The 12,611-nt window shown below is 45.5% G+C and carries 11 protein-coding genes; 5 read left to right on the forward strand and 6 right to left on the reverse strand.

All coding sequences use genetic code 11. The features are described from left to right. Both ACTIE0_RS14745 and ACTIE0_RS14750 read right to left on the reverse strand, forming a co-directional pair. On the reverse strand, positions 1-1,619 hold a 1,619-nt coding region (locus ACTIE0_RS14745; protein ID WP_439516925.1), incomplete at its 3' end, for a coiled-coil domain-containing protein. Between the two features lie 49 nt (positions 1,620-1,668). Further along, on the reverse strand, positions 1,669-3,006 hold the full coding sequence (locus tag ACTIE0_RS14750; protein ID WP_439516926.1) for a TRAP transporter large permease: 1,338 nt from the start codon (positions 3,004-3,006) through the stop codon (positions 1,669-1,671). Positions 3,007-3,440: 434 nt separating this feature from the next. Between ACTIE0_RS14750 and urtA the strand changes: the two genes are divergently transcribed. The 5 genes from urtA to urtE all read left to right on the forward strand — a co-directional run bounded on the left by urtA (position 3,441) and on the right by urtE (position 8,735). Beyond that, complete coding sequence (gene urtA, locus ACTIE0_RS14755) at positions 3,441-4,733, forward strand: urea ABC transporter substrate-binding protein (protein WP_008056729.1); 1,293 nt, start codon at positions 3,441-3,443, stop codon at positions 4,731-4,733. A gap of 79 nt (positions 4,734-4,812) precedes the next feature. After that, positions 4,813-5,979: an ABC transporter permease subunit gene (locus tag ACTIE0_RS14760; protein ID WP_006621810.1), complete on the forward strand. Its 1,167-nt coding sequence runs from the start codon at positions 4,813-4,815 to the stop codon at positions 5,977-5,979. 71 nt (positions 5,980-6,050) lie between these two features. Beyond that, entirely contained in the window at positions 6,051-7,214 is a 1,164-nt protein-coding gene (gene urtC, locus ACTIE0_RS14765) for an urea ABC transporter permease subunit UrtC (RefSeq protein ID WP_046321073.1), read from the forward strand. Positions 7,215-7,239: 25 nt separating this feature from the next. Further along, complete coding sequence (urtD, locus tag ACTIE0_RS14770) at positions 7,240-7,977, forward strand: urea ABC transporter ATP-binding protein UrtD (RefSeq protein WP_318285923.1); 738 nt, start codon at positions 7,240-7,242, stop codon at positions 7,975-7,977. Between the two features lie 5 nt (positions 7,978-7,982). Then, positions 7,983-8,735, forward strand: coding sequence for an urea ABC transporter ATP-binding subunit UrtE (gene urtE / locus ACTIE0_RS14775; protein WP_006621814.1), 753 nt, complete (start codon positions 7,983-7,985; stop codon positions 8,733-8,735). On the opposite strand, the gene ACTIE0_RS14780 is transcribed toward urtE, so the two are convergent. From ACTIE0_RS14780 to ACTIE0_RS14795, 4 genes are all read right to left on the reverse strand, one after another. Next, complete coding sequence (locus ACTIE0_RS14780) at positions 8,732-9,841, reverse strand: NAD(P)/FAD-dependent oxidoreductase (RefSeq protein ID WP_006621815.1); 1,110 nt, start codon at positions 9,839-9,841, stop codon at positions 8,732-8,734. The genes urtE and ACTIE0_RS14780 overlap by 4 nt on opposite strands. Positions 9,842-9,876: 35 nt before the next feature. Next, the gene (gene psbQ / locus ACTIE0_RS14785) at positions 9,877-10,323 is read right to left on the reverse strand and encodes a photosystem II protein PsbQ (protein WP_006668826.1); all 447 of its coding nucleotides are present in this window, start codon (positions 10,321-10,323) and stop codon (positions 9,877-9,879) included. Positions 10,324-10,451: 128 nt separating this feature from the next. Then, on the reverse strand, positions 10,452-11,240 hold the full coding sequence (locus ACTIE0_RS14790; protein ID WP_006668827.1) for an SDR family NAD(P)-dependent oxidoreductase: 789 nt from the start codon (positions 11,238-11,240) through the stop codon (positions 10,452-10,454). Between the two features lie 17 nt (positions 11,241-11,257). Continuing rightward, positions 11,258-12,499: an FIST signal transduction protein gene (locus tag ACTIE0_RS14795; RefSeq protein WP_006621818.1), complete on the reverse strand. Its 1,242-nt coding sequence runs from the start codon at positions 12,497-12,499 to the stop codon at positions 11,258-11,260. Positions 12,500-12,611 lie beyond the last annotated feature (112 nt).

The raw sequence follows: 12,611 nt of genomic DNA on the forward strand, positions 1-12,611 counted from the left end.
GTTTCCTGTAACTCCTGTTGGACAGACCCCAGTTGTGCTTTTTCCTGTTGCGCCTGTTGAGCCTGAATATGAGCCTGTTCTAGTTCCTCTAATACCTCATCAAACTTCAACTGACCCTGCTGTAACTCCTGCTGAATGCTAGTAAATTTCTCTTTAGTTTCCTGTAACTCCTGTTGGACAGACCCCAGTTGTGCTTTTTCCTGTTGCGCCTGTTGAGCCTGAATATGAGCCTGTTCCAGTTCCCCCAATACCTCATCAAACTGACACTGAGCCAGGTCTAACTGTTCAGTAGTGCTGGTTAGCTGACCTTGAATAGTCTGTAACTCTTTTTGTAGGGACTCCAGTTGTGCTTTTGACCCTTGCGCCTCCTGAATTTCAGTCTTAGCCTTTTCTAGCTCCTCAGTAGTGCTAGTTAGCTTGGCTTGAGTTTCCTGTAACTGCTGTTGGACCGACTCCAGTTGTGCTTTTGACCCTTGCGCCTCCTGAATTTGAGTCTTAGCCTGTTCCAATTCCCCCAAAACCTGATTTAACTGAGAATTGACCCGTTCCAATTCTTGCTTGCTCTCCGTATCCGAGGCTGTTTCCTGCTGAATTTGATGTAACTTAAAATGGGTTTCCTCAAGTTCCCCCAATACCTCATCAAACTGACACTGAGCCAGGTCTAACTGTTCAGTAGTGCTGGTTAGCTGACCTTGAATAGTCTGTAACTCTTTTTGTAGGGACTCCAGTTGTGCTTTTGACCCTTGCGCCTCCTGAATTTGAGTCTTAGCCTTTTCTAGCTCCTCAGTAGTGCTAGTTAGCTTGGCTTGAGTTTCCTGTAACTGCTGTTGGACCGACTCCAGTTGTGCTTTTGACCCTTGCGCCTCCTGAATTTGAGTCTTAGCCTGTTCCAATTCCCCCAAAACCTGATTTAACTGAGAATTGACCCGTTCCAATTCTTGCTTGCTCTCCGTATCCGAGGCTGTTTCCTGCTGAATTTGATGTAACTTAAAATGGGTTTCCTCAAGTTCCCCCAATACCTCATCAAACTGACAGTTGACCTTTTCTAACTCCTCAGTAGTGCTAGTTAGCTTGGCTTGAGTTTCCTGTAAATGCTGTTGGACCGACTCCAGTTGTGCTTTTGACCCTTGCGCCTCCTGAATTTGAGTCTTAGCCTTTTCTAACTCCTCAGTAGTGCTAGTTAGCTTGGCTTGAGTTTCCTGTAACTGCTGTTGGACCGACTCCAGTTCCGCCTTGTCCGTTTCCCCCTGCTGAATTTGAGCCTGAACCTGGTCTAACTGGGTGCGAGTGGTGTTCAAACTATCTTGAGTAGTCTGTAGCTCTTGTTGTAGGGACTCCAGTTGTGCTTTTTCCGCTTCCTGCTGGTGAATTTGAGCCTTAGCCTGCTCCAATTCCGCCAAAACCTGATTTAACTGAGACCGGACCGCTTCTAATTCCTGTTGACAGTCAGTATCATAGGCTGTTTCCTGCTGTGGAATTTGGGTCTGAGCCTGTTGGAGTTCCCCGGATACCTGTTCAAACTGAGACTGGACTCGTTCTAATTCCTCCCAAACATCACGCAATTCGGATTTAGTTTGCTCGAGTTCTTGTTGTAACTGTTCCTGAGTGGGTTTCGCCATAATGATTATCTAATTGCACAAATAAGGAATTTTGCTAACTATATGTATTCTAACGGCCGATGTTCTGAACCAGATCTGGCAAAAAGTTGACCAGGGAGGGAAAGACGACTATCAACCCTAAAACGATAAGCTGTAGGGTGATGAATGGAATCACACCGTGATAAATGTCTTCGGTGCTGATAGACGCAGGAGCCACACCCCGTAGGTAAAATAGGGCAAAGCCAAAGGGAGGGGTGAGGAAGGAGGTTTGTAAATTAGCGCCTAATAATACCCCGAACCAGACTAAATCCATATTATAGCTTTGAGCAATGGGAAGTAAAAGGGGAACTACGATAAAGACGATCTCGAAAAAATCGATAAAGAATCCCAACAGGAATACGATTAACATGGAGATGAGCAAAAAGCCGATTTGACCCCCAGGAAGATTGAGGAACATATCTTTAACTACGTTGTCTCCCCCTAGTCCCCGAAATACTAAACTAAAAGCTCGTGAACCTATCAGGATAAATATTACCATACTGGTGGTTCGTAGGGTGGCATCACAAGCGCGATATAGGTTGTCTCTGGTCAGTTGACGGTTAAAAGCGGCTAGGATAATTGCTCCGACACATCCCACGGCTCCGGCTTCTGTGGGTGTGGCTATGCCAAAAAATATACTTCCCAAGATTAACAAAATCAGTAATATGGGCGGAATTAATACTTTGATGATTCGCTGTTTGAGACCGGGTGCTGTGATGACTTCTGTGGGTAAGGCGGGGGCGAGATCCGGGCGTAACCAGGAGGCGATCGCTACATGAATAATAAAGGCGGTGGTCATTAATAATCCGGGAATTACTGAGCCAATAAATAGGTTGCCAACGGAAATTCCTAATTGATCTCCTAGGACTACTAAGACTACACTGGGGGGGATGATTTGCCCTAGGGTTCCTGATGCTACAATTACTCCGGCGGCGAGTCTGGGATTATAGCTGTAGCGTACCATGGTGGGGAGGGAAATTAAGCCCATAGCTATGACGGTGGCGGCGACTACTCCGGTGGTGGCGGCTAGGAGTCCTCCTACTATAATTACTGCGATCGCTAATCCTCCCCGCATTCTTCCGAATAATATTCCCATGGTTTCTAACAGGTTTTCCGCTATGCCTGTTTTTTCTAGCATTGAACCTAGGAAAATAAAATAGGGAATTGCCAGCAGTGTAAAATTGTTCATAATCCCAAATATCTGCTGTGGCATGGCTGACCATAAAATGGGGTCAAATACTCCGAAAATTATGCCAATTAGGGTGAAAATTAAGGCGACACCACCCAGGGAAAAAGCCACCGGATAGCCTAATGCTAACACTATTAAAGCCACGATAAACATGGCAATACTCAACCATTCAACATTCATGCGATCGCTATTTAGCTGAAAATGTCCACAACCAGAAACAAAACTTTTGTATAGTATCATATTCCGGTAACACATACTTGTTAACCTCCATAACTGATGATTAGCCCCCAATGCTCACTTTTGACCGGAAAACTGTATTAATAGCTACATTTTTTGCGGTTGACTTAGCCTAGGATACACGACTAGCCTTAAAGTTAAGTAAAAGTTAAGACCATTTCTCTGTCACCAAGTTAGCTAAGGGTAAATGCTTAATTAAGTCTATGGGCTTGAGTAGATTTATCCATGGTAAAACTAAGCTTGGTGGTATGTAATCGGTCTTAAATTTACTCAAGTAGCATCAACTCTCGGAAATTGGCTAGTAATTAAAAATAAATTGTCAAACTTGTGAGAATTTCCGGCTTCGATTAGTTCCCGTTACAACTGGTAAAATTGATATGATAAACAGAAGATTAGGGCGACGCAAGTTTTTATTGTATGGATCGGCTACCTTGGGTGCTAGTGTACTCTTAAAAGCCTGTGGTACTCCCTCGGAAGATGCCACAACTCAAACTACAGGCGATACGATTAAGGTGGGTATTCTCCACTCTTTAAGTGGAACTATGGCAATTAGTGAAACCACGGTTGTGGAAGCGGAAAAAATGGCGATCGCTGAAATAAATGCAGCCGGAGGTGTGTTAGGAAAACAGATTGAAGCAGTAGTTGAAGATGGCGCTTCTGACTGGCCGACCTTTGCCGAAAAAGCCGAAAAACTCATTGACCAAGACCAAGTGGTTACCGTTTTTGGTTGCTGGACTTCTGCCAGTCGTAAAGCAGTTAAAGATGTGTTTGAATCCCGGAACCATATGTTATGGTATCCCGTGCAATATGAAGGTCAGGAATGTTCTCGGAATATTTTTTATACTGGGGCTGCACCCAATCAACAAATTGAACCAGCGGTCGATTGGCTATTAGAAAATAAAGGTCGAGAGTTCTTTTTGGTCGGGTCTGACTATGTGTTCCCCCGCACAGCCAACACCATTATTAAAGAACAGCTTATGGCTAAAGGTGGCACTACCGTCGGGGAAGATTATCTACCTTTAGGAAATACAGAAGTTACCGGAATCATTACCAAGATTAGGCAGGCATTGCCCAACGGTGGAGTTATTTTTAATAGCCTAAATGGTGATAGTAATGTCGCTTTCTTTAAACAGCTACAGGGTTCAGGATTAACACCGGATTTATACCCGGTTATGTCCGTGAGTATCGCTGAGGAAGAAGTGCGACAAATCGGCCGAGAGTTCCTCATTGGACACTATGCCTCTTGGAACTATTTTCAAACTGTAGAGACCCCAGAAAATCAGACTTGGGTGGAGGCATTTAAGGCTAAACATGGTCAAGACCGGGTTACTAATGACCCCATGGAGGCTGCTTATACTATGGTTTATCTGTGGAAACAAGCAGTTGAACAAGCCGGGACAGCGGACGATTTAGAAGCCGTTAGGGCGGCGGCAATAGGTCAGCAATTACAAGCCCCCCATGGGTTAGTAACTCTTAATCCTAATCATCACTTATCTAAGACTGTGAGAATTGGTCAAATCCGTGATGATGGTTTATTTGATATTATCTGGTCTTCCGATGGTCCGGTTGAACCATTACCCTGGAATCAGTATGTTCCTAGCACCAGGGGTTATGCCTGCGATTGGACTGACCCCGCCCGTGGCGAAAGATTCCGAATGGAAGGGGTTTAAAGGTTCCTAAATTAAGGGCAACTCGGAAGGGTTGCCCTTTCCTAAATAGCCTGAATCTATGTTGTTTAAATCTTGAAAAATGCAAGAACTTGCGATCGCTTTTTTTAATGGCATCAGTATCGGTTCCGTCTTACTCCTGGCGGCTTTAGGACTATCAATCACCTTTGGATTAATGGGGGTAATTAATCTCGCCCACGGAGAGTTAATGATGCTGGGTGCTTATGCCACATTTGTTGTGCAGAATATCTTTAGACCCCTGGGAGAACCCCTGTTTAATTTCTATATAATCCTGGCTATTCCCGTCGCCTTCATTGTCGCCGCTTTAGTCGGGTTCTTCTTAGAAAGAGGCGTGATTCGATACCTATATGGCAGACCTTTAGAAACCTTATTAGCCACTTGGGGGGTTAGTCTAATTCTACGCCAATTTGTCCGTAGTGTCAACTGGCAAATGGTAATTGGTTTGGGCTTATTTTGCCTCTTGTTTTTTGGGGGGTTATTCTGGGTTAAGCGTCGCCAGGACTGGGAGAAAATTCGCAATTGGGCTATGGGGGTTTTGTTAGTCTTATCTATCGGAATTTCTACAACCGCTAGTATTCTGATTGGTAACGCGGCTGGACAAGTTTTGACTCGACCCTGGTTTAGCGCCCGAAATGTCGATGTGACCGCCCCCGCTTGGTTACGAGGAGGGTTCGCCCTAGGGAATTTTCAAGTTCCTTATGCGCGGGTATTTATTATTATTCTGGGGTTGGTATGTTTGGGGTTGATTTACCTATTTCTTAATCGCTCTAATTGGGGTTTAAGGATTAGGTCAGTAACTCAAAATCGCCAAATGAGTGCTTGTCTGGGTATCCCTACAGACCAGGTTGATGCTTTGACATTTGCCATGGGTTCGGGACTGGCTGGGGTAGCAGGTTGTGCGATTACTTTATTGGGTTCAGTTGGACCGAATACCGGACAAAATTATATCGTTGATACCTTTATGGTGGTGGTAGTTGGTGGGGTGGGAAATTTGCTGGGGACGGTGTTAGCCGCTTTAGTTATTGGTAGCTTAATTTATTTGATTGGTTCGGGAACATTGGCGTTCTTATTATCCTCTGTGGATGTTCTACAGCCTGTGGTCGATTTCTTGAGTTTCTTTGCGACAACCAGTATGTCTAAGGTGTTAGTCTTTGCGCTAATTATTGCCTTTTTGCAAATTAAACCTGCGGGCATTTTCCCGCCTAAAGGCAGAACTGCTGAGTTGTAGATTGGGATTTGCGAACACTTTAAAAATCAACATTTTATCCATGGTTAATTAAGGTTAATTGGGTCATATATATGAATCAGGAAATCGGTAGGGTCGCCCAACAAAAACAGAAGCAACAACAGCGACTCATTGAAATTGGGGTAATAATAGCGATCGCTATTATTTTGGGTGTGATAATGCCTTTAGCTTTGCCAGCCTTTAGATTAAAGCTATTGGGGCGTTTCTTATCCCTATCTATTGTCGCCCTCGGTATTGATTTAATCTGGGGATATACAGGGCTGCTAAGTTTAGGACATGGCATCTTTTTTAGCCTGGGAGGATACGCCCTGGCTATGTATTTACAGTTACAGCTTCCCGAAGGTCGAATCCCCGACTTTTTTATGCTCTATGGAGTTGAACAACTCCCCTGGTTTTGGGAGCCATTTTATTCGTTTCCGTTTACCCTAGTTGCCATCTTTTTGATTCCCGGTATCGTGGCGGCAATATTGGGATATTTGGTATTTCGTAACCGCATTAAAGGGGTTTACTTTTCCATCCTCACCCAGGCAGCTTTGCTGGTATTTTTTCATCTGTTTAACGGTCAACAAAAATATATCAACGGAAGCAATGGACTCAAAACAGATACCACTATGATTTTTGGGACTCAGGCGGGTTCCCCCGCCGCCCAACTGGTATTTTATGAATTGTCTATTCTGTTGATTATTTTAATTTATTTACTGTGTCGGTGGCTGACCAGTGGGAGGTTTGGGCGTTTATTGGTAGCCATTCGAGATGATGAAAATCGGGTGAGATTTTCCGGCTATGACCCCACGGGGTTTAAGGTTTTGGTCTTTGCTATTTCTGGGGCGATCGCCGGAATTGCTGGGGCATTATATACTGTTCAAAGTGGTATTATCACCCCTAGTTTTATGGAGGTAGCCTTTTCTATTGAAATGGTGATTTGGGTCGCCGTTGGTGGTAGGGCGACTCTGGTGGGGGCGATTTTGGGAACTGTCTTAGTTCGCCTCGGTCAAACCTTCCTCAGTGAACAATTCCCCCAAGTTTGGCTGTTTTTTCAAGGCGCATTATTCTTAATTGTGGTGACAGTTCTCCCTAGTGGTATAGTGGGATGGTTACGGACAGATGGTTGGGAATATATGCGATCGCTATTAGGTTTCCGACAGCCCATAATGACCTACCCTCAACTAGAAGAAGACCCAGAATTGCAACTAGAACGCGAAGAACTTGAGAGTTAATATTGAGTGGATTAATGGACTGGCAATGAACATCTTAGAAATCGAAAATGTTACCGTCAATTTTGATGGCTTTAAAGCCCTCAATAACCTTAACTTTAGCATGAAAGCTGGGGAATTGCGGGTAATTATCGGCCCTAATGGTGCGGGAAAAACCACCTTTTTAGATACCATCACCGGAAAAGTTCAACCCACCGAAGGACAAGTTAAATTTAAGGGGCGGAATTTACGAAATATCCCGGAATATAAAATCGCCCGGCTAGGAATTGGTCGCAAGTTTCAGACTCCCAGAGTTTATCTAAATTTGACGGTAGCCGAAAATTTGGATCTGGTGGTTAATCAAAATAAAAATGTGTTTACCACCCTATTTCGTCGCCCTATTTCTGGGGAAAAACGAACGATGGCGGGACTGTTGGAAACGGTGGGTTTAGCAGCCAAAGGAGATTTAAAAGCCGAATTTTTAGCCCACGGTGAAAAGCAGCGCCTAGAAATTGGTATGCTAGTCGCCCAGTCCCCCGATTTATTATTAGTTGATGAACCGGTGGCGGGACTAACTGATGAGGAAACGGAAAACGTCGGTAATTTATTGTTAGCCTTAGCGGAAAGCCACTCAATTATTGTGATTGAACATGATATGGAATTTGTCCGACAAATAGCGCGTCAGGTGACAGTATTACATCAAGGTTCGGTTTTGTGTGAGGGAAATATGGAACAGGTGCAAAATGACCCCAGAGTGATTGAGGTTTATTTAGGAAAAGAGGAGTAAGTAAAATGACATCAACTCAAGCGGATATCCAACCCCATATTATCCCATCAAACCTAATGTTACAGGTTTCTGGTGTGAATGTTTATTACGGAGAAAGCCACATTTTACGCGATGTTGATTTAAGTGTTCCGGTCGGGGAGATGGTTTGTCTAATTGGTCGTAATGGTGTGGGAAAAACTACCTTATTAAAAACCATCATGGGACTACTCAAACCCCGCACCGGACAGGTAAAATTTGCCGATGTTCCCATTACCCAAATTCCCACCCACAAACGGGCTAAATTAGGCATTGGTTATGTTCCCCAAGGGCGAGAAATTATCCCCCGCGTCACGGTGCAGGAAAATCTCCTGTTAGGCTTAGAAGCCTCTGGGGAAGTCGGGAGAGGTAAAAGAGAAATACCAGAGGATATTTTTGATTTATTCCCAGTGTTAAAAACTATGCTGTCTCGTATGGGGGGAGACCTTAGCGGTGGTCAGCAGCAACAGTTAGCGATCGCCAGGGCGTTAATGGGAAAGCCACGTCTATTAGTCTTAGATGAACCCACAGAGGGCATTCAACCTTCAATTATCCTAGAAATTGAAGCAGCGGTGCGGCGGATTATTGAAACTAGGGGAATTTCTGTGCTATTGGTGGAACAGCATTTACACTTTGTCCGCCAAGCCGATCGCTATTATGCCATGCAAAAAGGCGGAATAGTTGCCTCTGGCTTAACCGAAGATCTCAGCGCGGAACTAATTAAAGAGTTTTTGGCGGTCTAAATGCCACCATTAATCATCTGACGTATTTCTAAAGCAGTTGCTGGGGCTAATAACACGCCGTTGCGGTAGTGTCCCGTAGCGAGTAGGACATTACCAAAACCCGCCAAAGGACCGATAACGGGGGCGGGTCTACCTTCGGGACGGGGCCTTAGCCCATGCCATTGGTGGATAATTTCCCCTTGGGCGAGGGCGGGACAAATAGCGATCGCCCTTTCCAGAAGAAAATCAACTTGTTGTAGTTGCGGTTGGACTTCCCCGCTGGGGTCTGGAAATTCCACGGTTGCACCCACCCAATATTCAGAACCCCCCAAAGGTACAATATGCACATCATCTCCTGTAATCACAGGTTGGGGATGATTACCCCCCAAAGGTTCACGAAAGCGGAACTTGAGGGCTTGTCCGAGGACGGGTTTAATGGTTAACCCAGAGGGCAAAGATTGGCTCTGAAGTAGGGGTGTAGTCCCCAAACCCGCCGCCACCACCACCCAGTCAGCCGGAAGGCTTCCAGAGTCAGTATTTAGGCGCTGACAGAGTTTCTGACCATGACCCAACTGGGTAATTTCCCAGCCCTCGACATTAACACCAAAGTTAAATGTAGCCCCATTTTTTTGGGCGGCTTCGACCAAAGCCTTAGTTATGGTTGTGGGGTTAACTTGACGATCGCTTGGGGAATATATAGCCCCTGTGACTCGCGAACAATCAATCTGGGGATAATGCGATCGCACAGTTGGCTGATCCATTAACTCCAGATGAAAACCTTGTTCACGGCGGATAGTAGCTAATTCCTGCCAACGATGCCAATTTTCCCCCTCAAACCCTAACATCAAAATCCCTTGGCGGTTAAAAGGAATGGCATACCCATTACAGGCTTCCAATTCAGGAATTAGGGTTTCATAGCGAGCCATACTGTCGCGCCGTAAAGCCCAAGCCCGCCCCTTGGTTTTGTGACTGATGACCCCCATTAATACCCCCAAAGCGGCGGCGGTTGACTGGGTAGCGGGTGGATGACGATCTACCACGGTGACGGTTAACCCCGACACCAGACTAAGTTCATAGGCGATCGCCGCCCCGATAATGCCACACCCGACAATCACAACCCTAGTCATAAGCCACCATATACCCTTCCCTAACTACCTATTCCCTAAACTTGGGGAAATTTGCTCAAAAACAAATCCAGGTCTTTCAGGGCTTCCTGATAGCTGATAGCAGCCTGTTGGCGATCGGCTTTAGCCGCCGCCTCACTCATATCCTGTAAATGCTCAAACACCTCGCGGGACAACTTGCGGGCTTCTGGTTGTTCATTGGGAAGTAGGTTGCGAACTACATAGTTCATTTCCTGAAGTACAGTACCAAAGGGACCGTGAGCAAAATTATCGATATTGATCCAGTCACCCTTTTGGATATAACCTGCCAGTTCTGTGGTGGAGCGATCGCGTATAGCCGCGATATTAGACTTATACTCCTGGATTTTTTCAAGCTGAATACTGCTATAGCTGGGAGGTTCCACCGCCACAGGAGAACTGCAACCCACCACGAAGGCGGTTACAAATGCCAAAACACAAGCCAAAATTGAACGATAACGCTTCATAACCAAAATTGTTTTTTTGAAATCTGCTCCGATTTGCACAAAGCACAAACGGTTTAACAAACCATTGTGGCAGAAAACATCTACCACAGCTTATTGAATTGATAAATTAGGCTAAACACAGGGTCAAGCTACCCTTTGGGTCGGAATTGCTTTTCTACCAAACTGGCTATGATATCTCTGGGCATTAACCGAGGTAAGTTGACAATAATCTGATTAGAGATGCCTCCGGTCACCAGGGTAGAGTCTTTTTTGTCTAAGCTAGAGAGGGTTTCCTTCACCACTTCGGCGGCGCTGGCATAATTGTTACCAGAGCTTTTCATGGACTGGGGAAATTCGGCATTTTCAAAAAAATTCGATTCTGTCGGGCCAGGACAAAGGCATAAAATCCGCACCCCTGTATCCTGATTTTCTGCCCATATAGCCTGACTAAAGTTGACCACAAAGGCTTTAGTGGCAGAGTATACAGACATATAGGGTAGGGCTTGATATCCGGCGATCGATGATACATTGACGATCGCCCCAAAGCGGCGGGCTTTCATCACCCCCAGGAATAGATAGGTCAACTCTACCAGGACGGTAACATTGAGTTGCACCATTGCCAATTGTTTAGTGAGCGATCGCTCATCCAAAGGTCCATAGTCCCCAAACCCGGCATTATTCACCAGCAGATCCACCGTCTCAGGTCCCCCCGCCACCTGGTCAAAGATTACCTGTCCGGCGTTGGCTTCCGTGAGGTCTTGGCTGATTACCTGGACTTTTACCCCATATTGGGATTGTAACTCCCCGGCTAAGTTTTCCAGTTTATCTTGCGATCGGGCTACCAAAACCAGATCGCCCTTTTGGGCTGCTATTTGTCTAGCAAAGGTTTCACCAATACCGAATGAAGCCCCTGTTACTAACGCTTTTTTGATTTGCATGATGTGATCTTCAAATATTACCGTTGACGCAGAATGCCAAACACACAAGTATACCCATGCAAAAATGTAGCATTTCCCACGGGTCCGATTTCACCATTACAGAAAAATCCCGTTAGGGGTATTTTAAAATACTCCCGAAACAGATTCGAGTCAAAATCTGGCTGACCATAAAGATTTTCTCCCCGTCCCAAACAGGAAAATATCAGCGCCCCTTCCGTGGCCACTGGTGCCGTCGTTTCTGTCAGCTTCTGGTGACCACTTAGCAAGCCTTTCAAGTCTTCCGCAGAAGTGCGACTATCGCGCAAATGAAACTGAATGCGTTGTCCTGGTCTAACGCGATCGCCTATAGCCATAGCCCCCACTCTGGGGTCAACTCCCATCAAATTACGAATTAAAAAATCCCCCGATTCTAATTTAGCTTTAAACTCATCGCGCGCCACACCTACAAATAACGAATTTTGAGCCAGTTTGCGGTCATCTTCCCCCAATTCCGCTATCAATTCCTGTAGTGCTTCTAAAGGCGCAACTTCACGGCGATCGTTAATATTCAGACCATCAGTTTCCGAACATTTCTCCACCGTCAAGATAATATTTCTTTCCCCTTGACTCACCCGTAATGGTTCACCAATGGGACGACATCCCTGGGCGACAATAGTTTCTAAGACAATATTTCCCGTTAAGGCCACTCCCACAGCTTCAGCAGAGTACATCTCGCCGTTACAAAATACAGCCGTCGCCCAACCCATCATCCCAGAACTAGCTAATCCTCCCACTTTCGGCGATTCTGGATAGGCATAATCTAACCCTTGGAGTAGATCATTAATCTTCCCATAAAACGGGTCAATCAACAAAATAAATTGAGGGTCATTTTGGGGATGCACCCCAATTAATTCTACCCAATCCTCTGGGGGGTTATCTAAATCAGGGAGATCATTGGTATTTAGATGAAACGGACAAATATCAACCCCCGGAAGATGGGCTAAACATAAGCCTAATGCGGGTTTACCCTCGATTTCTTTGACCTGTGTTTCCGTCTGCATACCAACTATACCGCCACCTGTACAGCCAATTAGCACCCGCACCGAAAGCTGTTCCGCTAATAATGGCATGAGTCTGGGATAATCACTGCTAAACGCCGAAGAGATAAACACCAAACCTAGATCTGGCGAAGATTTCAGCGATTCTTGACATTGTTTAACTACCTCCGTCACTGCTGCTTCTAACGATGGACGAGTGGAAATCGCGCTGACCCACTCCATGGGTCCTGTTGTATTTATCATTATCCTAAAGTTGCTATCACGTAAAACTCCTGGGAGGGTTGGAAGCTCCGTGATTGATCACGGAGAGGAAAACCGACTCAAGCGGCTGACC

It is taken from the genome of Limnospira sp. (genome assembly GCF_051859755.1).
Lineage (GTDB): Bacteria > Cyanobacteriota > Cyanobacteriia > Cyanobacteriales > Microcoleaceae > Limnospira > Limnospira fusiformis.